The 20316-nt window shown below is 62.4% G+C and carries 12 protein-coding genes; 8 read left to right on the top strand and 4 right to left on the bottom strand.

The genetic code is table 11. The features are described 5' to 3' along the window. Window positions 1–149: 149 nt before the first annotated feature. Both LF252_RS23090 and LF252_RS18210 read right to left on the bottom strand, forming a co-directional pair. On the bottom strand, window positions 150–2180 hold the full coding sequence (locus LF252_RS23090; protein ID WP_226271023.1) for a transglutaminase domain-containing protein: 2031 nt from the start codon (window positions 2178–2180) through the stop codon (window positions 150–152). A gap of 73 nt (window positions 2181–2253) precedes the next feature. Then, complete coding sequence (locus LF252_RS18210; RefSeq protein ID WP_226271022.1) at window positions 2254–3483, bottom strand: MFS transporter; 1230 nt, start codon at window positions 3481–3483, stop codon at window positions 2254–2256. Window positions 3484–3717: 234 nt separating this feature from the next. Between LF252_RS18210 and LF252_RS18205 the strand changes: the two genes are divergently transcribed. From LF252_RS18205 to LF252_RS18190, 4 genes are all read left to right on the top strand, one after another. Continuing rightward, complete coding sequence (locus LF252_RS18205) at window positions 3718–5364, top strand: SBBP repeat-containing protein (protein ID WP_226271021.1); 1647 nt, start codon at window positions 3718–3720, stop codon at window positions 5362–5364. Between the two features lie 215 nt (window positions 5365–5579). Next, the gene (locus LF252_RS18200; RefSeq protein ID WP_226271020.1) at window positions 5580–11561 is read left to right on the top strand and encodes a PAS domain S-box protein; all 5982 of its coding nucleotides are present in this window, start codon (window positions 5580–5582) and stop codon (window positions 11559–11561) included. A gap of 64 nt (window positions 11562–11625) precedes the next feature. After that, entirely contained in the window at window positions 11626–12174 is a 549-nt protein-coding gene (locus LF252_RS18195) for a response regulator (protein ID WP_226271019.1), read from the top strand. Window positions 12175–12553: 379 nt separating this feature from the next. Then, the gene (locus LF252_RS18190; RefSeq protein ID WP_226271018.1) at window positions 12554–14182 is read left to right on the top strand and encodes a catalase; all 1629 of its coding nucleotides are present in this window, start codon (window positions 12554–12556) and stop codon (window positions 14180–14182) included. A 59-nt stretch (window positions 14183–14241) separates the two neighbouring features. On the opposite strand, the gene LF252_RS18185 is transcribed toward LF252_RS18190, so the two are convergent. Then, window positions 14242–15699: a hypothetical protein gene (locus LF252_RS18185; RefSeq protein WP_226271017.1), complete on the bottom strand. Its 1458-nt coding sequence runs from the start codon at window positions 15697–15699 to the stop codon at window positions 14242–14244. Window positions 15700–15830: 131 nt separating this feature from the next. On the opposite strand from LF252_RS18185, the gene LF252_RS18180 reads away from it, so the two are divergent. From LF252_RS18180 to LF252_RS18165, 4 genes are all read left to right on the top strand, one after another. After that, a complete protein-coding gene (locus LF252_RS18180; RefSeq protein WP_226271016.1) occupies window positions 15831–17714 on the top strand; it encodes an ABC transporter ATP-binding protein in 1884 nt (627 codons plus the stop codon). A gap of 114 nt (window positions 17715–17828) precedes the next feature. After that, complete coding sequence (locus LF252_RS18175) at window positions 17829–18095, top strand: hypothetical protein (protein WP_226271015.1); 267 nt, start codon at window positions 17829–17831, stop codon at window positions 18093–18095. Continuing rightward, window positions 18092–18550, top strand: a complete 459-nt coding sequence (locus tag LF252_RS18170) for a GNAT family N-acetyltransferase (protein ID WP_226271014.1) — start codon at window positions 18092–18094, stop codon at window positions 18548–18550. Before LF252_RS18175 ends, LF252_RS18170 begins: the two co-directional genes overlap by 4 nt. A 125-nt stretch (window positions 18551–18675) precedes the next feature. Continuing rightward, window positions 18676–19281: a DUF4136 domain-containing protein gene (locus tag LF252_RS18165; RefSeq protein ID WP_226271013.1), complete on the top strand. Its 606-nt coding sequence runs from the start codon at window positions 18676–18678 to the stop codon at window positions 19279–19281. 9 nt (window positions 19282–19290) lie between these two features. On the opposite strand, the gene LF252_RS18160 is transcribed toward LF252_RS18165, so the two are convergent. Continuing rightward, window positions 19291–20283, bottom strand: coding sequence for an XdhC family protein (locus LF252_RS18160; RefSeq protein WP_226271012.1), 993 nt, complete (start codon window positions 20281–20283; stop codon window positions 19291–19293). Between the last annotated feature and the right edge of the window lie 33 nt (window positions 20284–20316).

Here is a 20316-nt window from a genome sequence, read left to right as displayed (position 1 = left end):
TGATAGGTCAGAATGGAATCGGTAAACAAAGCAGAACCGAAATATCCGGCTTTTTCAAAAAATGAACAACTGATGAAGATAGGATTTTATAAAGTTCAGCGGCTGCTAACGCTCAAGTAGTCTGTAGCACTTGCAAAGGGGCAACATGCCTACTGCTTCTGCAACACAATGGGCTCGGCCAGCTTGGCCAGAGCTTTAGTATACATCTCCCGAATGGCGTGGTATTCCTCGGCCGAGTAGCTGTTTTTGAGCAGGTGCAGTCGGCCTACCAGCGTGAGCGTTTGGGCAGTAGGCTGGGTGATGCTGAACAGAAACCGCCCGCCGCCATTGGGCAGCACCATTTGCAGGTTGGCCGGCAGCTCCGACACGGCGTAGCCGGCCGGCAGCGTCAGATCAGTAGCGTACTCCACGCGTTGTACCGTGGCAAAATCAACCGGAAACATTCGCTCCGTGGGCTGAAACGGGTTGCTGGTGAGTACCAACTGCTGCAGGGGCCGCAGGTACAGGGTGGCCGCCGGAGCTTCCGCGCCCGGCAGACTGGCCGTTAGCTCCAGGGTTACTGCCTTGGTCACGTCAGGAGCCTGCGCATCGGCCTTGCTGATGTGCCAGTCGGGGTGGGCTTGCTGCCACTGCTGCCGTAGCTCGGGCAAGGGGCGGCGGTGGTCGGAGGCGGCGTAGCCGGCATACTCCTGCCGGATGCTGCCGTGCAGCTCGCCCTGGGGAGTAGCCGTGAGCTGGGCCTTGGTGTACAGCAGGTGCGGGGCCGTGTTCATCAGGTTTACCCAGCGACCCGCGGGGCCCAGCAGGCGGCCCTGGCCGTTCAGGCAGGTTTCAGGCAATAAATCCGGGGCCAGGCTGGCATCAGTGGCATCCAGCAGCAACTCCTTCTTATCGGGCAGCGTTACGTGCGCCACCACATAGTTGAACTGGCTGAGCTGGGGCAGCTCAGTTTGAATGTGGCCATGGGTGCGGGTGCTCAGCAACAGAGGCTGAGCGTCCAGGCCAGCGGCGCGCAGGGCAGACACCAGCAATAGGTTTACCTCGGCGGCGTTGCCCTGGCGCTGTTCAAGCACGCGCTTGGCCGTGGCGCCGGGCTGCGTATGCAGGCCGGGCGTGCCGTTGTAGCCCACGCGCTGCAGCACGAGCTGCCGCACGGCCTGGGCCCGCTCGGTGGCATTGGGTAGCGACTTGGCAGCGGCGGCTACGGTAGTGAGCGGAGTGGACGCCTGCAGATACTGGCCAAACTGCTCATCTTCGAGCAGCTCTTTCTCAATTTCGGCCCAGCTCCCAATCACAAACTGCGGATTGCGCTGCGGGTCGAACTGAATACGTTCCAGCTCAAAATCTACGCGGCTCAGGTAGTCGCGCCGGGTGGTCATGAATGGCTCCGTGTGGAAGGCGGGCAGGTTTTTGGCCACCCAGCGGCGGGTTACGGCCTGCGTAGTGATGTTGTACACATGGTCGCTGCCGGTGGCTACTGTGCCGTAACCGGTGCGTAGCTGTTCCCGGTAGGTGGTGGTATACAGTTTGGTGCCCGTTTCGTTTACGGCAAACGGCCAGTAGGTGCGCGTGAGCTCCTTGTAGCGGTAAAACCCGGGAATAGCCGTGCGGTACTCGCTCCAACGTACCGGAATATCCTGCTGAAACTGCCAGTCTTGGAGGTTGAACAGGAAGGGGGAGCGGATTACGTAGGTGAATTCGATGATGGAGCCTTCCCGCACGTTGGGCAGGGTAAACGCATACTCGTCCAGGCGTTCATTGATTTTCTTGCTGAACACGGCTTCCGTGCGCAGAGGGTCTTTGCTAAGCGAATTTCCGGTAAGGTTGTACGTAACGCCCTTTAGCTGCTGAATATCCTCCCGACCGCCTTCCCGCGGGTCGTGGTAGAGGTACACGTGCACGGTGGCGTGCTCGTAACCGGCCGACCGACGAATTAGCAGGCGGGCCGTGCGCTCAAACCGCAGCTCGAAGCCTTCGTTCTTGCCGTGAATAGTGGACTGACCAAAGTCGCAGAGTACCTCTGCGGCGGCCGAATCGGGAGTGGCCAGCAGTGCGGCGGCTTCCTTGGCGTCGAGCTTGCCAAACTTGATGGGGGCATCCTGCGCCTGGGCTAGGCCGGTGAGCAGTGCGAGTGCAGCAACGGCCAGCAGCCGACCCGCAGAAACACGAGTTAAAAACACGGTGATAGGGTAAAAAAGCAGTGGATACGCAATTCAGCGTCCAAAAATAAGCTTCACTTTAGCAATATTCCAATTATTCCTCCCTGCTTCCGGCCGCGGTAGGCTGGGCGCGGGGCAGCAGCAACAGGTAGCCCAGGGCAGCCACTACGCTGGCGGCACTCAGCAGGTGCACGTAAGGCAAATGAGCAGGCTTATTGCTGAATACCCACCCCGCCAGTAAGGCCCCGATACCAATACCGGCTTCCAGGGCAATGTACATGGTAGCCACGGCCCGGCCTCGCCGCTCCGGGTGGCTCAGGTCCACCGTCCAGGCGTACAAGGTGGGCGAGTTCAGACCAGTGCCTAACCCCAGCAGCACAGCCCCGGCAATGAATAATGGGGCCGAATGGGCTAGGGCCAGCAGCACCAGCGCCGCCACAATAACCACCGAAGAGCCGATGAGCACTGGCACGCGGCCGTACCGGTCGGAGGTGCGGCCCGCCACCAGGCGCACTACCAGCGAGGCCCCCGTGTAGCAGGTGTAAAACAGACCTTTCGACTCGCCCACCAGCCCCAGCAGGCGGCTTTGGTCGGGCACTACGGTAAGTACCGCGCCAAAGGGCAGCAGGCACAGCAGCGTAACCAGGGCGGGGGCCAGTACCCGGGGCTCAAATACCTCGTGCCAGCCTTCCAGCTTCAGCAACTGCCAGCTAAACCGCTGGCGCTGGGCCGTGGGCAAGGTTTCCGTCATGGTGCCCTGTACCACTAGGCTCAGCAGCGCCAACCCCGAGGAGCAGTAGAATAACGTGTTTAGTGAGAACTGCTGGGCCAGCCAGGAGCCCAGCGCCGGACCAGCAGCCATGCCCACCGAGCCCGCCACGCCCAGCAAGCCCATGGCCTCGCCGCGGCGCTCCAGCGGAATAATATCGGCAATGAAGGCGGCCGTGCCGGTAGGCTTGAAACCGGTGCTGAACCCATGCAGCAGCCGTAGCTCCATGAAGGCCGTTACCGTGACGGCAAACGGGTAGAAAAAGCCGCAAATAAAGCACACCAACGAGCCGAATACCATCACCGGAATACGGCCCACCGTATCGGCTAGCTTGCCGCTAAACGGCCGCGAAATACCGGCCGTGAGCGTGAACAGGGCAATGATAAAGCCTTTGTAATCCTGGCCACCCAAGCGCGTGAGGTAATCGGGCAGCTCGGGCAGCAGCATGTTAAAGCTCATGAAGAAGAGCATCGACGAAAGGCACATCAGCCAGAACCCCATCGTGTACACGGAACGGGCAGCAGGCGTAGAAACGGGAGCGGGTGAACCAGGCATTATGGCCGCAAAGGTAGCCAGTCTGGGGTGGGCCGTCACGCCCGAGGCCACAAATGAGGTACGTTGGCAGGAGCTGAACTCAGCAGTAACTACATGATTGTGTGATTGGTAATAGAACTTTGGCTGTTTATTTTTGGACTATACGTAAGGCCCGTTGCGCTTAGGTAGTTATCCGGGGAAAGAAAGCACGCGGGGCAGCGGCCTTATCTACTCTCACCTTACCCTACTTTTGCTATGAAAACACTTCTGCTCTGGGCAGCCTGCTGCCTATGCTTCTGGCGCACGGCCTCTGCCCAGGCCAACTGGCAGTGGGCCAAAACGGCCTCAGGCTTCACGGTAAACGACGTTGTAACGGATGCTTCGGGCGAGGCGCTGGCAACGGGGGCGTTCAGCAGCCCGGTGTCCTTTTCTTCCCCGTATTTCTCCGGTACCCTCACGCCCGTAGGCTTATCCGACATTATGGTGGTGCGCTACGATGCCAGCGGCAATGTAAAATGGGCTCGGCAAATAGGCGGCAGCGGAGCTACTGCGGCGGGCGTCAGCCTGGCTCTGGACGGGCAAGGATACGCCTACGTAACCGGTTCCTACGCGGATGCTGCCCTAACGGTGAATACCGGCAACACCACCATTCCCTACGCCGGCGGCACGCTGGGCACTGGCCGTACCTGCCTGGTAAAGCTGTCGGCAACCACCGGCTGGGCCGTGTGGGGCAGGGGAGCCGGGGGCGGCAGCAGCACCAGCCGCGACTGTACCCCGGCCGATGTAGCGGTTACGGCCGCCGGTACCTGCTTTGTTACCGGTACCTACGGGGGCTATGCGCAGTTTGGGCAGCTGGCAACAGGCAGTAGCCTGAAAATGACCTCGTACGTGGCGGCTTATTCCAGCGTAGGTGCCGTATTGTGGGCCATCAGCAGCAACCCGGTGTCGTGGGCTTACTACCAGTCGCAGGCGCACGGGAATAGCGTAGCCGCCGATGCGGCCGGCAACTGCTACGTATCCGGTAATTACAGCTACTCCGATTTTCAGCTGGGGGGCTTACAGCTTTCCACCTCTGATGCCAGCCAAAGCTACGTAGCGCGTCTGAACCCCACTACCGGGCAGGCGGTGTGGCTGCGGGGTACAACCACCGCCACGGCCCCGGCATCGGCTACTGGCTACGGCATTGCCGTGGTGGGCAGCAACTGCTACGTGGGCGGTAATTTCTCGGGTACCATTGCCTTTGGCGGCAGCTACACACTGCTGGCTTCCAGCCCGCGGGGCTACCTAGCCAGCTACACCACGGCCAGCGGGGCCACCAGTTGGGTACGCCCGTTGCTGAATGCCGGTGGGGCCATTCAGGTGGCCGCTTCCTTGGCTAGCGTGGTAGCGGCGGGGGCAGTACCATACTCTGGCACGTTGGCCGCCCAGGGCAAGCTCTGGTTTTTCGAGCCCACAGGCGTCAGCCAAGGTAGCGTGGTCATTGGCGGCGGTAGCAGCGGGGCCAGCAGCAAAATTAACGGGCTGGGCTACGCGGGCACGGTGCTGCACGTGGGTGGGCCTTTCAATGGGTTCTGCATTTTTGGCAACGGCGGCTTGGCAACTGCCGAAACCGGCCCGCCCGCCCACTACGTAGCCCGCCTGACCACCGCCGCCCAACGTACCGCCCACCACACGGTAGCGGCCGTATACCCCAACCCCGCCACCGAAGCCTTCCAGGTACTACTGCCGGCTGGCGTCCGGAGTGCCTCACTCTACAACCAGCAGGGGCATGTGGTGCGTCAGCTGAAGGTAACTCAGCCCACAATATTTCTGCCGGTACAGGGCCTGCGCCCCGGTCTGTACTGGCTGCGGTGGCAGGGCCCCGATGGTCCGGTTAGCCAACAGCTGCAGATACAACCGTAAACAGGTCTGGCACATAGCCTTGGCTGACACCACAGCGGCTGCGGAATACCTTGAGCGGTACGGCTCCTGCACTGCCACAGCCAACAGCCCGGACGATGCCATGGCGCTGGTGTATGCCCTCGCGCTACGGTTCTGCTTGCTGCTGTGGCGCTTGCCTGAGCGGGTGAAAGTGTTGTACACTTGGGTAGCGGAGCCTATTAATCCGCTTGCCTGCCATGGGCCCAACCTCACCATTGCCACCTTCCGCTTCCTCCCAGGAACCGCCCTCCGTTTGCGCGGCGCTGCTCGATGCGCTGCCCTACGGGGTGCTGGTGCTGGACGAGCAACGGATGATTCGGCGGGTAAACCAACAGGCCGCCTACTGGTGCGGGGCCCCGGCCGAAAAGCTCCAAGGCCAGCAACTCAACGACGCTGCATTACTGCCGGCGCTCAGTACCGCACTGCAACAGCTGTTGGAACCCGGCGAGGTAACTACTTCCGAAATATGGCTGCCGCATGCGCAGCACTGGGTGCGCTTACAGCCCGGGCCGGCTCCAGCCGGGCAGTACTGGGTATTCTGGGAAAATGTAACGGCACGTCACCAGGCAGAAGCCGCCCAGGAGCGTAACAGCCAAGTGCTGCTGGCTGTGGAAGCAGTGACCCACACCGGCTCCTACGAGGTCGAGCTTGCCAGCGGGAGCATCTACTTCTCCAACGGGATGTATCGTCTGTTTGGGGAGGAGCCCCAGGCTTTCGTGCCCACACCGGCGCTCATTAGTGCACGCTCCGACCCCGACGATGTGGCCGCGGTGCAGCAGGTACTCAGCCACGCCTTACGTACCCGGCAGCCCTACACATACCGCCGCCGCATCCGCTGGCCCGGTGGCCAGCAGCGCATTCTGGAAGCCCGCGGCGAAGTGCACTGTGACGCGGCCGGTACGCCTGTGACGTTGCGCGAGCTAGTGCAGGATATTACCGAGCGGGTGGAGGCCGAGCACACGCTGCAGCAAAGCCAAGCGCTGCTGCGCCGCACCATCGACAGCTCCCTGGATTTGGTGCAGGTGTTCGAGGCCGTGCGCAACGAGCAGGGCCAGGTGGTCGACTTCCGCTGGATGCTCAACAACGCCGCCGCCGAGCAGGTATACGGCAACGTCATCGGTCAGCGGCTGTGCCAGCTTAACCCCGGCGTCATCGAGGAAGGTATCTTCGACACCTTCAAAAGGGTGCTTGAAACCGGCGTGCCCGACCAGTCGGAGCGCCACTACGTGCACGAGCAGTTCGACGGTTGGTTTTACCAGTCGACAGTGAAGCTGGGCGACGGGGTGACCACGACGACCCACGACATCACCGCCCGCAAGCAGGCCGAGCAGGAGCTGCGGCAAACCAAGGAGTTGCTACAGGCCGTGCTCGACAGCTCCCGCTTCGTGGTGCAGGCTTTCCGGGCCGTGCGGGACGCCGAGGGCCGCATTGTCGACTTCACCTGGCTGCTGACCAACCAGGCCTGGCTCGACAACTACGGCGGCGACATGACCGGCAAAAGCCTGCTACGGGAAAACCCCGGGGTGGTCGAAACCGGGCTGTTCGAGCTGTTCATGCAAGTCACCGAAACCGGCGCGCCCGTCGACCACGAGCAGTATTACGCCCACGAGCAGTTTGCCGGCTGGTTTCACCAGACCCTGGTGAAGCTCGGCGACGGCTTCGTGATGAACACCGTTGAAATCACCGAGCGCAAGCAGGCGCAGGAGGAAATCCTGCGTCTCAAGGAAGAACTGGCCCAGCAAGCCTCCGACCGGTACTACTCGCTTTTCGCCACGATGAATGAGGGCGTTTCCGTGCTGGAAATGATTTACGACGCCGCCGACCGGCCCGTCGATATGCGGTGGGTGGAGGTCAATCCGGCGTTTGAGCGCATCACCGGCCTCCGCGACGTGGCCGGCAAGCTGACCAGCTCCGTCATGCCCACCGAGCAGTATTGGCTCGATGCCTACGACAGCGTGGTAAGAACCGGTCAGTCGCTGCGCTACGAGAACGACCATGCCGGCATCAACCAGTGGTACCGCACGCACACCTCTCGGATCGGCGGCCCGGAAAGCCGCCTCGTGGCCAACGTATTCGAGGACGTCACCGAACGCAAGCAGCAGGAAACTCAGCTTCGGGCCGCTACCGCCGCCGAAACCTTCCGGCTGGAGCTGGCTGATGCCCTGGCCCCGCTAAACAGCCCGGTGGCCATTCAGGAAGCCGTGACGCGCACCGCTCGCCTGCACTTCGGGGCCGACCGCTGCTACTACTGCGAAATCGAAAACGGCCGGGCCATCATCCGGCGCGATGCCGCGGCCGAAGGGTTGCCCTCGGTGGCCGGCACTTACCCGCTAGCCGATTTTACCCTGCTACAAGCTGTGATTGAAACCGGCCGGCCGTTCATCGTGCACGACGTGCGCCAGGACCCGACCGTAGACGAAAACCTGCGCCAGCTCTGCGTGCAGCTCCAGGTGATTTCCTACCTCGACGTGCCCGTGATAAAAAACGGGCAGCCGGTCGGGGTGCTGTGCCTGGTGCAAAGCCAACCCCGCGACTGGACTACTGGTGACACCGCCCTGGCCGCCGAAGTGGCCGAGCGCACCTGGGCCGCCGTGGAGCGGGCCCGCGTCGAAGAGGCCCTGCGCGACAGCGAGGCCACGCTCGCCGCGGTGTTCGACGCCCTGCCGGTGGGCATTGGCCTGACTGCTACCGACGGCCGCTTGACCCTGGCCAACCACCAGATGCGGCGCTACCTGCCCACCGGCATCATGCCCTCGCGCGACGCGACGCAACTCTCGCGCTGGCACGCCGTGGGCCCGGACGGGCACCCGCTCCCGCCCACTGAATATCCCGGCGCCCGCGCCCAGCGGGGCGAGCGAGTGGTACCGGGCCTCGAAATGCTGCACACCCCGGCCGAGGGCCCGCCGGTCTGGACGCAGGTGTTTGCCGTGCCCATGCGGTACCGCTACGACCAGTTGGCCGGCCACGTCACGGTCATTCTCGACATCGACGCCCGGAAGCGGGCCGAGGATGCCCTGCGCCAATCGGAGGAAAAATTCCGCACCCTGTTCGAGTCCATTGACGAGGGCTTCTGCCTCGTCGAGCTACTGACCGACGCGCAGGGGGAGGCGGTCGACTTCCACTTCCTGGAAGTCAACCCCGTGTTTGCGCGGCAAACGGGCCTGGGGGCGGCGCGGGGCCGCCTGCTCAGCGAACTGGCGCCCGGCACCGAGCAGCCGTGGTTCGACACCCACGCCCAGGTGGTGCGTACCGGCCAGCCCGTGCGCTTCGAGCAGTACCACGCGGATACCGGGCGCTGGTACGAGGTGTACTCCTCGCGGGTGGGCGGGCCGGGGAGTCAGCAGCTGGCCCTGGTTTTCAGCGACATCACGGAGCGCAAGCGCCGCGAGGCGGATGCGGCCCTGCTCATGGCCATCAGCGGTGACCTGAACCTACTTTCAGGCGAGAGTGAGATGCTGGCTGCCGTGGGCGCGCAGCTGACGAAGCACCTCAGGCTAACCTGCTGGCACTACGTGGATGTGGACGAAGCGCGCGGGGAAGTGACGCTCCGCCACTTCTGGCACGAGCAGGCGGTGCCCGATATCCGGGGTACGTATCCCATTGCGGGCTTCCTGGCGCCCGGCGTGGTGGCCGCCCTGCGGGCCGGCACGCCCGCCGTGGTGGCCGACGTGCCGGCCGACATATCCGCGGACAGCGCCGCCGGCCTGGCCTTGCAAGCCGGCGCGGCGGCCCAGCAAATTGGCGCTTACGTGGCCGTGCCGTACAGCGTGGGTGGGAGCTGGAAGGCCTACTTGGCGGTGGCCGACAGCCGGCCGCGGCCGTGGACGGAGGCCGAGCTGGCGCTGGTGCAGGACGTGGCCGCCCGCGTGTTCCCGCGCATCGAGCGGGCCCGTGCCGAGGAGGAGCTGCGCGCCTCGGAAGACCAGTTTCGCGCCGTGGCCAACCTAGTGCCCGACCTGCTCTGGCGCAGTGACGCCGCCGGCAACCGTATCTGGTACAATCAGGGCTGGTACGAGTACACCGGCCAGGTGCCCGAAGACGCTGCCGGCTACGGCTGGACCGACGTCATTCACCCCGACGACCGGGCCGAATCGGCGCGCCGCTACCGCGCCGCCGTGGCCAGCGGCCAACTCCTGCGCCAGGAGCACCGCGTCCGCTCGGTCCAGGGTGAGTACCGCTGGTTTCAGGTGCAGGCCCGGCCCTTGCACAACGCGCAGGGTGCCGTGACGGCGTGGTACGGGGCGGCCACTGACATCCACGCCCGCAAGCAGGCCGAGCTGGCCCTGGCCGCCGGCGAGCAGCGCCTGCAGGCCCTGATTACCAACCTGCCCGGCGCGGCCGTGTTCATCGTGGACCGGGAGCTGCGCTACCAGCTGGCCGAGGGCGAAGCCCTGCGCGTGGTGGGGTACGAGTCGGTCGATTTCCGGGGCCGGCTGGTGCACGAGCTGGCCCCGCCCGAGCAGTGGCCCAGGTACCGGGAGCAGTACACCCAGGCGCTGGCCGGCCGCCCATTCGAGAGTGAGCACGCACAGGGCGGGCGCACCTTCCTCACCCGCGGAGTGCCGCTGCCCGGGCCCGATGGCGCAGTGGAGGCCGTGCTGGCCGTGAGCTACGACATCACGGCGCGCAAGCGGGCCGAAGAAGCCCTGCGGGCCAGCGAGGCGCAGCTAGCCGCGTTCAACGCCAAGCTGGAGCAGCGCGTGGCCCGCCGCACCCGGGACCTGCAAGCCAGCCGCGACCTGCTCCAATCGATGTTCGATACCAACCTGATTGCCATGTCGGTGCTGGAGGCGGTGCGCGACGAGGCCGGCGCCATCCAGGATTTCCGCCTGGTGCTGGTAAGCCGGGAACTGGCGCGCGAAACCGGGCGCACCGACCTCGTGGGCCTGCTCTACGCCCAGCAGTACCCCGGCATCCGCGACGTGGGTATCTTCGACCTGATCGTGCGGGCCGTGGAAACGGGCGAGCCGCAGGGTATGGAGTATTTCTATCCCCACGAAGGCTTCAACAAGTGGTTTGCCTGCCAGTTCGTGAAGCTGGGCGACGGGGTAGTGGCCACCAACCTCGACATCACTGCCCGCAAGCAGGCCGAGGACGAGCGGTTCAAGAACCTGCAGCTGCTGCAGCAGGCCGAATCGTTGGTGGGTCTGGGCAGCTGGGAGTACGACCTGCGCACCAAGCAGTTTACCTGGTCGGCGGGCATGTACCACCTCTTCGGCATTCCCCAGGGCCAGCCGGTGAGGCTGGGCGTTATTTTCAGCGTCATCACGGAGGAGTCCCGGCCGCAGGCCGAGTACATCAAGCAGTGCGTCAGCACGGGCGCCTGCGACATCAAGGAAACGGTGCAGCTGCGTGTCAATGGCCAGGTGCGGACGGTGCGTATTCGGGCCGTGGTGGTGCGCGACGAACTGGGCCAGGCCCTGAAGGTACTGGGTATGAACCTAGACATCAGTGAGCTGAAGCGCCTGGAGGCCGACAACCTGCACCTGCGCCTGACCCAGCAGCGGGCCTTGTTTGAAGCGGTGCAGACTGCCCAGGAAGATGAGCGCAAACGGATTGCTGAGGGGCTGCACAATGGTATTGGGCAGATTCTGTACGCTACCAAGCTACGCCTAGACCGCCTCCACTGCCCCTCGCTAGGTGCCGACCCAACTCTGCTGAAAGCCCGGGCGGAGGCAGATCAGTTGCTGGCTGACGCCATCCGCCAAACTCGGGCCCTTTCCCACGAGCTAGTCCCCATGATACTGCAGGAGTTTGGCTTGACGGCGGCCTTGCAAGACACTACCCGCAAGATGAGTACGGCAGACTTGCTCCTGAACAGCAACGTGAGTCTGGATGAGGCGGCGGCCCCGCTGGCTCCGGCCCTGCAAATGGCGCTGTACCGGATTGCACAGGAACTAGCGCAAAATATTGTCAAGCATGCTCATGGTGCCACTATGGCCACGCTGGAGCTGGAAACCATGCCGGGCTGGGTACTGCTGCGGGCGGAAGACAATGGCCCGGGATTCGCAACAGTTTCGGCCACCCGCCCTGGGCTGGGGTTGCGCACTATTCGTGACCGAGTCACCCTACTTGGAGGGCAGCTTGAAACCGGCAATGTCCTCACCGGTGGTGCGTATGTACGCATCCGGATTCCCCTACCATCTTCCTTCCCCAATGATTCGCTTATTTCTGGCTGATGACCACGCCGTGCTGCGCCACGGCCTGCGCGCTTTGTTTGAACAGGAGCCTGCCCTATAGGTAGTGGGCGAAGCCGATAGCGGCGAGCAACTGCTGGCCCAGCTAGCCACCACAGCCTGCGACGTGGTGCTGCTGGACCGGCACATGCCCGGCCTCGGCGGGCTGGCCACGGTGCAGCGGCTACAGGCTGAGTACCCTGTTGTACGCATTCTGGTGCTGTCCATGGTCGACCACGAGCGGTCCAATAGCCAGATACTGGAGGCCGGGGCAGCAGGCTACGCGCTCAAAAACGCCAGCCATCCGGAGCTGGTGGCGGCCATCCAGGCCGTGGCGGCCGGGCGGCGCTACCTGTCCTCGGAGCTGGGGCTGGCTATGCTCAGCAAGGTGGTGAACAGTCAGGAAGTTCCGTTCGCAGAAATGAGTGGTGGTCTCTCGGCCCGAGAGCGGGAAGTGCTGCAGCTAGTGGTCGAGGGCCTGACCACTGCCCAGATTGCCGACAAGCTCTTCACCAGCCCCGCACCGTGGAGACGCACCGGCAGGATAGTATGGAGAAAACCGGAGCCAGGAATACGGCCGCCCTCATCAGGCAGGCCGTCAGTGAAGGGTGGTTAAGCTGAGTTGACACTCTGCTCAAAAGTTACTACCGCCCATGGCTATATCCGGTGCAGCAGTCTGGCCGGTATGCTTTGAAGGAAACCGGTACTTGCCCTCATCAGATAGCTAAAGAGGCTTGCCATATGCAGCTTTTGGCCAGGCTGTTGCCCGAAGCCACGTATGGAGTTCTGCCCGGCATGTTGCGCCGGGCATCGGGCGTTGCAGCGTGTAGATAGGGGGGAATAGAATACGGTCTACAGTTGAGTAAAGTAGAATACCAAACGGGCAAAAGAGAGAGAATGCCAAAATTCTATTGGAGAAAAATTCTCTACTAGTCTAGATAAACCTGCGTATCCCTTACAAGTAGCATACCTTCCACCTACTTCTTCACTACGCTATGGAACAAAAGCAGCAAAATCAACCGCAGAATGGCCATTCCGGCAACGGTACAGGCACGGCCGTGACTGGGGCCGGCACCTCGCACGACCAGCGTACTGCCGCCGGTGAACAAGAGCAAACCATTACCACCCGCCAGGGCCATCCGGTTACCAATAACCAGAATACGCGCACTGTGGGCAACCGGGGCCCCGTAACGCTGGAAAACTACCACTTCCTCGAAAAAATCAGTCATTTCGACCGGGAGCGGGTGCCGGAGCGCGTAGTGCACGCCCGCGGCGCCGGGGCCCACGGCGTGTTTGAAGCCTACGGTAAAGTAGGCAACGAGCCCATTGAGAAATACACCCGCGCCAAACTCTTCAATACGCCCGGTAAGGAAACGCCGGTATTTGTGCGCTTTTCCTCCGTAATCCACGGCGGCCACTCGCCCGAAACCCTGCGCGACCCCCGGGGCTTTGCCGTGAAGTTCTACACCGAAGATGGCAATTGGGACATGGTAGGTAACAATCTGAAGGTGTTCTTCATCCGGGACGCCATGAAGTTTCCGGACCTGGTACACGCCTTCAAACCCGACCCGGTAACCAACCGCCAGGATGGTGGGCGCATATTCGATTTCATTTCGAATACGCCCGAGGCCATGCACATGATTACGTTCCTGTTCTCGCCCTGGGGCATTCCGGCCAACTACCGCCAGATGGAAGGCTCGGGCGTGAACACCTATAAGTGGGTAAATAGAGAAGGTGAGGCCCACCTGGTGAAGTACCATTGGGTGCCTCAGCAGGGCGTGAAAAACCTGACCCAGCCCGAAGCTGAAGCCATCCAGGCTAAAAACTTCAACCACGCCACTCAGGACCTCTACGACCACATTAAGGCCGACGACTTTCCGAAGTGGGAACTGCAGGTGCAGCTGATGCCCGATGGCTACCACGAGGAGCTGGACTTCGACCCCTTGGATGATACCAAGATCTGGCCCGAGGACCAGTTCCCGATGCTGCCCGTGGGCATGATGACCCTGAACAAAAACCCTGAGAACTACTTCGCCGAGGTGGAGCAAGTGGCATTTGGAACCGGGGTGCTGGTAGATGGCCTTGACTTCTCGGATGACAAGATGCTGCAGGGTCGCACCTTCTCGTACTCCGATACGCAGCGCTACCGCGTGGGTACCAACTACTTGCAACTACCCATCAACGCGCCCAAAAAGCACGTAGCTACCAACCAGCGCGACGGTCAGATGGCTTACCACGTAGACACGGCCCCCGGTCAGAACCCGCACGTAAACTACGAGCCCAGTAACCTCAATGGCTTGAAGGAAGCCGGTAAATCGGGCCAGGAGCACGAGCCGGAGTACCGCGCTAAGCTGGTGCGCCAGACCATTGACCGCCAGAATAACTTTAAGCAGGCCGGTGAGCGGTACCGCAAGCACACGGAAGAAGAGCGCAACGACCTTATCAGCAACCTGGTAGGTGCCCTGACCGGCGCCGAAAAAGTAGTGCAGGACAAGATGATTGCCCTGTTCACGCAGTGCGACGAGGACTACGGCCGCCGTGTGCGGGAAGGCCTCCAACAAGCAGCCGCCAGCAACTGCCACGCCACTTCAGCTGAAAAAATGCAGAAAGAGAAGGCCATGTAAGCTTGCCGGTTCATCAACAAAAAAGGCTTCTGCACAGTGCGGAAGCCTTTTTTGTTAGGTTAAATATCACCCGAAGGATTATCAGGAGCAATAGAGTCCAGCAGCTCACCGGCGCGGGCCGGAGCCTCCAGCGAGTCATCCGGGACTACTGCATCACCGGCTTGGCCAGGGGAGTCGTCAATGGAGTCGGTGGCAATGGTATCGGGCTGGATATCGAAAAGGGTAGGGGCGGCCGCTTCGGTGTTGTCGTCGAAAGAATCATCGGACGAGGCGGGTGCTTGCGTGGTAGCAGGACGAGGCGGCTGCAACAGGGCTGGCAGCTTAGTTACGCCCCACAAACCAACTCCCAACGCGCCAACGGAGCCCACAACCAGCGCCGCCCGGGCCCATTGTAGCCGCCAAGTAGGGGCCGGCTTGCGGCCAACTGGCTGCCGGGTAGCTCGGGCAGGAGTAAGTGCGGCTGCATGGGTGGCTACTGCGACGGGCTGCCGCTGTAGCTGCTCCAGCTGCTGGCTGAGTTGCTGGATGCGGGCATCCAAGGCCTGGTTGCGGGTTTCCGCTTCGGCGCGGGATGCCTGAATAGCTTGTTGCAGCTGCTGCTTTTCCTGCATTTCCGCGGCCAGGCGGGCTTGCAAGGCAGTTACGTCGGGGGTGGTAGTGGGTAGCTGCTGTAACTGCTGGCGGAGCTGCTGAATGCGGGCTTCCCGCTCCGCTTCCCGCGTTTCCATTTCCTGACGCTGCTGGCGGAGCTCGTCAAATACCTGCTGCCGGAGCTGCTCTAAGCGGTGTTTTTCCTCTTCGTTGACAGCTGGTGCCCCGGCCGCCAGCGTACCACCATACGGCGGGTCCGGCGGAACATCCTCCGCCCCCAGCCAGCCCCACAGCTGCCGCAGCTTACGGGCCACAAAACCGGCCGACTCATTGGTTACCGGGCCGGCCTCGTGGATAGGATCTTGCTGCCGCAAAGCCTCGGCCCACTGCTGCAGTGCCGCCGGGGGCAGCAGCACCCGGGGTTCCTGCTGCTGCAAGCGTCGGGGCAGTAGGTGTAGTTGTGGCACCAGTTGAAACTGTTCGTCGGTGGGCAGCTGCTCCAGGCCGGCTTCCACATCAGTGGCAAACTGCACCGGGGCAGTAAACACTACCAAGCTCGCAATGTCGGTGGGGGTAATTTCCGGTAGTTCCGGTTGGTGGCTCAGCCACTCTGCCAAGGCGGCGCGCTGCCGGCCAAACTGCTGCCACGGTGAACTGCTGCCGTATTCGGCCAGCGGCTGGCCATCCAGCAGCCAAGGTGCCCCCATGAAATCAGGCGTAGCTAGTTGCCCTCCCTCGGTTACCAACTGGAACAGGGTAACACCTCCGGGCTGCACCAGCGTCAGCAGGGGCTCCACGCCGGGCAGCGGCAGATTAACCAGCAATACGCCCTCCGTAGCCGCTTCTACCAGGGTAGCCTGCAGGTCTTCGAAACGCGCCTCAGTGGCTTCGTCCGGAAAGGGAGTAAACAGAATACTGTGCAGCATGGCAGCAAGAAACGAAGAGAAGCCCGTAAAAGTACGGGCTGTAGCGGGTTCCGGTACGTGCTGCAGCCTGCAACCGCCAGAATGACGCGGCCCAGCAATCCGGCTCGAAGTATGTTCTGCTTTCTTTCCTTATGGCTCGTTCTGATTCCTTCTTCTCTTCCATATCCGCTAAAAAGCCCCGCCCCGATGGTAAGCCCAGCCTCACGGTTCGGGAGCGGTTTTCGGCTCTCCGCAACCTGCCCGAGTTTTTGCAGCTAATCTGGCAGACCAGCCCGGCCCTCACGCTGGGCAACGTGGCGCTGCGCCTGCTGCGGGCGGCTCTGCCGGTGGCTATGCTGTATGTGGGTCAGCTGATTCTGGATACCGTGGTGCAGCTCAGCCGGCAGCCAGCCCCGGAGCGCACCCTAGCGCCCGTGCTGGGGCTGGTGGCGCTGGAGTTCGGGCTGGCTATTCTCTCCGATGCCCTGGGCCGGGGCGTGGCCTTGCTCGACTCGCTGCTCGGTGACCTGTTCGCCAACCAGTCGTCCATCCGCCTGATGGAGCACGCCGCCCGCCTCGACCTCGACCAGTTTGAGGACAGCACTTTCTACGACAAGCTGGAGCGGGCCCGCCGCCAAACCCTGTCCCGCACCGTGCTCATGAGCCAGGTGCTCAGTCAGGCCCAGGACGTGCTCACGATGGGGGCGCTGGCCGTGGGGCTGGTCGCCTTCAACCCCTGGCTGTTGCTGTTGCTGCTGGTGGCGGTGGTGCCGGCCTTCCTGGGGGAGTCGCACTTTAATGAGCGGAGTTACTCCCTTTCGCACTCCTGGACTCCGGAACGACGGGAGCTGGACTACCTGCGCCAAACCGGAGCTTCCGACGAAACGGCCAAGGAAGTCAAGATTTTTGGCCTCTCGGATTTCCTCGTTGACCGGTTCCGCACCCTGTCCGATGCGTTTTACCAGCAAAATAAGAGCCTGGTGCTGCGGCGGGCCGGGTGGGGTACATTTTTCGCGGCGGTGGGGGCCGCCGGCTACTACGCCGCCTACGTGTACATCATCAGTCAGGCCGTGTACGGGCGCGTCAGCATCGGGCAACTTACGTTTCTGGCCGGCTCTTTTGCCCGCATGCGGGGGCTGCTGGAGGGCATTCTGAGCCGGTTCAGTTCGGTGGCCGAAGGTGCCCTGTACTTGCAGGATTTCTTCGACTTCTTTGCGTTGCGGCCGCGCATTGTGCGGCAGGAGCTTACCGGTGAGCGTCCCGTGCCGTTCCCGCGGCCCATCCGGCACGGGTTTGTGTTTGAAAACGTGGGCTTCCAGTACCAGAATAGCACAAAGTGGGCTATCCGCAACCTGAGTTTCTCGCTGCGGGCCGGCGAGAAACTAGCGCTTGTGGGCGAAAACGGGGCCGGCAAAACCACCTTGGTTAAGCTACTCGCTCGCCTCTACGACCCCACCGAAGGTCGCATTCTGCTCGACGGCCGCGACCTGCGCGAATATAACCCCGCTGAGCTACGTCGCGAAATTGGGGTGATATTCCAGGATTTTGTGCGCTTCCAGTTGCCGGCCGGCCAGAACCTGGCCGTGGGCCGCATCGAGGAGCGCCACAACCAACCCCGTATCGAGTTGGCCGCCCAGCAAAGCCTAGCCGACTCAGTAATTGCCAAGCTGCCCGCGGGCTACGAGCAGATGATTGGCCGCCGCTTCAACGGGGGCGTGGACCTGAGCGGGGGCGAGTGGCAGAAGATTGCCCTGGGCCGGGCCTACATGCGCGACGCCCAGCTGCTGATCCTCGATGAGCCCACTGCCGCCCTCGACGCCCGCGCCGAATACGAGGTGTTCCAACGCTTCAAGGAGCTGACGCAGGGCAAAACCGCCGTGCTCATCAGCCACCGCTTCAGCACCGTGCGTATGGCCGACCGGATTTTGGTCATCGAAAACGGGCAGTTTCAGGAAATCGGCAGCCACGACGAGCTGCTGGCCCGCGGCGGCCGCTACGCCGAGCTGTTCCAGCTGCAGGCCGCTGGGTATCAGTAGCGAAGAGTTGGCTACCGCAGGCTTATGGTGTACTTTCGGGGTAGACCATGCCGGAGGAAGCACTTCGGTGCAATGCGGGCAATAAGGGCTTTCGGTTACTAACCAATTACTAGGATGACTTCAGGTAGTATACCGGTGCAACTGACGGTAGCACAGCTACGGACCAAGAAAAGCAAACTCAAAGGCGTCATTGTTGGGCTGGGTACCCTGATGCTGCTGGTCTGGGTTGTGATGCTATATCTGGCAGTGACCAGCAAAACCTACTGGCTACTGGCAGTTGGGCTATCCATGTTCGTTACTCTGACTCCTAGCCTAGTAGCACTCAACAAACTGAACATGGAAATAAAGCAGGCCGAAGTGCAGAATAGCTTGGAAGTATGAGCATCCGGTATCTTCTGCAGAAGCAGGTGCTCCCTGACATCCAGATGTCCTTGGCTGGTCTGCTGGCCTCTACCCTGGAAACCCCAACTACTGAACTGCTTGCCGACCTCCACTATCAGCACCAGCCGGTGCAGGCGTGGCTGGCCTATGACGGAAGCCGGTTAGTGGGATGCAAGTTGGGTTACGAGCGAAAGCCCGGGCACTACTATAGCTGGCTGGGGGGCGTGCATCCTGATTTTCGGGGGCAGGGCATTGCGGCCGAGCTGATGCGCCGGCAGCACGCGTGGTGTGCCGCGCAGGGCTACCGGCACGTTCGCACCCACACCTACAACCGCTGGCGCGCTATGCTGCTGCTGAACCTGCACCACGGGTTCGATATCATCGGGACGATGCAGGGCGCGCATGGCCTTACTATTGTGCTGGAAAAAATACTGCCGCCGACTGGCCAGCAGTAGGCAGTGGCAGGTGCATGAATGCAGATAGAGAAATCTTACACGTTTTTTTTATTCTGTAAGTCAGTCTATTAGCGCTGGGAGTTTCGTATTTTAGTTAGTACGACCTTCTTACCTTCCCAGCGCCTATGAAATGGTATATTACTCTGCTGGCCGGCAGTAGCCTGGCTCTATCTGGCTGTTTAATGGCGCGCGAGGCGCGCGTAGAGTCCGACTACAGCTATGCCGGGCAATTCCGGCGCTACCGCACTTACGAGTTCATCAGTGGCGACGGTATCAATTCCGATACCAGCCGTTTGGGGGCGGCCGTGCGGGACGCCATCCGTACCCGGCTCAAGGTGCAAGGGTACCGCGCGGCCCGCCGCCGCCCCGACTTGCTGGTGAACTTCCGGCTATTTGAAGGGGATATGCGGTTCCGGGGCTACGCCCAGGAAGATTTTTCGCGCTGGGTAAAAGCTGGTTATGCTGAGGACGAAGAGACTCCCAAAGAAGACCGCAAAGGCTATCAGCCGGTGCGGCTACTGCTGCAGGAGGGGACGTTGCTGGTTACGCTCATCGACAACCGTACCAACCGGGCCGTCTGGAATGGCTATGCCTCAGGGGTGAGCGTGCCATCCGGGCCGCAGGGCGAGATAGTGCTCCGGCGCTCCGTGCGCTCCATCTTCGACCAGTACCACATCTTCACGGAAGGCTTCCTGAGTGGCCAGAATACTGCTAGCGAATCGGACGATTAAAGCCCGGCGCTAAGCGGAATTCCGCTCCCGAATCAGCTCGGCGGCAATGCTGATGGCAATTTCCTCGGGAGTGCGGCTGTTGATGGGCAGGCCGATGGGCGCGTGCACCCGAGCCAAGGCTTCCGCAGAAGTGCCTTCGGCTCGCAACGTCGCCAGCAACTCGGCAATTTTGGCCTGGCTGCCCATCACGCCTAGGTAACGCACCGGGTGGTGCAGGAGGGCGCGCAGGGCCACCAAGTCGGAGCGGTAGCCAAACGTCATCAGGATAATGTACTGGTGCGGTCCGGCCGGAATTTCCTGGGGCAGCTGCTCGTAGGCCACAGTGCGCTTATAGTGCGCGTAAGGGTTGAGTTGGTGCGTGTTCAGAGCCGGCCGGTCGTCCAGCACCGTCAGGTCAAACTCCAGCGCCGCCAGCACCCGCGAGAGGGCCAGGGCCACGTGCCCGCCGCCCACAATAGTAGCCTGGTCGCGGAAGCCAAGCTGCTCCGAGTACGCCCACTCGGGGCCGGGCTGCCAGGTGTAGTGCGCCGCTGCCGAAGCCGCCTCGTGTAGTTGCAGGCCCCGCGGTGTTAGCCAGAGGCGGAGGTTGCCGCGAGCCCGCAGGCTGTGTTCAACGGCGTCGATAGTGGGTAGGTCAGCAGCTGTGAGGGGCTGAATCAATACCCATTGCTCCCCGGAGCAAATCATGCCTGAGCGGTCGGCGGGGGCTTCTTTTCGGTGAATCTGGCGGCGAACCACGGGGGCCAGCACGGAGTCGCGGAGCATGGCCCGGGCCAGCTCCACGAACTTGTGCTCCATAATGCCCCCGCCGATGGAGCCCGCCATCGAGTCGGCCGTAACGGTCATTTTGAAGCCTTGCCGGCCGGGGCTGCTGCCTTCACTGGCCAGCACACACAGCAGGGCCACCGGTACCCCCGCCCGCAGACTGGCAGTTGCGTGTTGCCACACGGGCAAGTCACGCGGAACAGCGGGCGAGGCAGAAGGCGAAAGCACGGGCAACATTAGGGTAAAGGTAAAAAGCACCGGTGCAAGCCG

Origin of the sequence: Hymenobacter pini (assembly GCF_020421205.1) — a bacterium.
GTDB classification, from domain to species: domain Bacteria; phylum Bacteroidota; class Bacteroidia; order Cytophagales; family Hymenobacteraceae; genus Hymenobacter; species Hymenobacter pini.
The sequence above is the reverse complement of the archived record's forward strand: the minus strand, read 5'-3'. Positions and strand labels throughout refer to the sequence as shown.

Excerpts from the sequence above, each read along its gene's own strand:
- LF252_RS18160 (WP_226271012.1), bottom strand. The coding sequence starts at position 20,283 with ATGTTGCCCGTGCTTTCGCCTTCTGCCTCGCCCGCTGTTCCGCGTGAC.
- LF252_RS18170 (WP_226271014.1), top strand. The coding sequence starts at position 18,092 with ATGAGCATCCGGTATCTTCTGCAGAAGCAGGTGCTCCCTGACATCCAG.
- LF252_RS18200 (WP_226271020.1), top strand. The coding sequence starts at position 5,580 with ATGGGCCCAACCTCACCATTGCCACCTTCCGCTTCCTCCCAGGAACCG.
- LF252_RS18205 (WP_226271021.1), top strand. The coding sequence starts at position 3,718 with ATGAAAACACTTCTGCTCTGGGCAGCCTGCTGCCTATGCTTCTGGCGC.
- LF252_RS18175 (WP_226271015.1), top strand. The coding sequence starts at position 17,829 with ATGACTTCAGGTAGTATACCGGTGCAACTGACGGTAGCACAGCTACGG.
- LF252_RS18165 (WP_226271013.1), top strand. The coding sequence starts at position 18,676 with ATGAAATGGTATATTACTCTGCTGGCCGGCAGTAGCCTGGCTCTATCT.
- LF252_RS18210 (WP_226271022.1), bottom strand. The coding sequence starts at position 3,483 with ATGCCTGGTTCACCCGCTCCCGTTTCTACGCCTGCTGCCCGTTCCGTG.
- LF252_RS18180 (WP_226271016.1), top strand. The coding sequence starts at position 15,831 with ATGGCTCGTTCTGATTCCTTCTTCTCTTCCATATCCGCTAAAAAGCCC.
- LF252_RS18185 (WP_226271017.1), bottom strand. The coding sequence starts at position 15,699 with ATGCTGCACAGTATTCTGTTTACTCCCTTTCCGGACGAAGCCACTGAG.
- LF252_RS18190 (WP_226271018.1), top strand. The coding sequence starts at position 12,554 with ATGGAACAAAAGCAGCAAAATCAACCGCAGAATGGCCATTCCGGCAAC.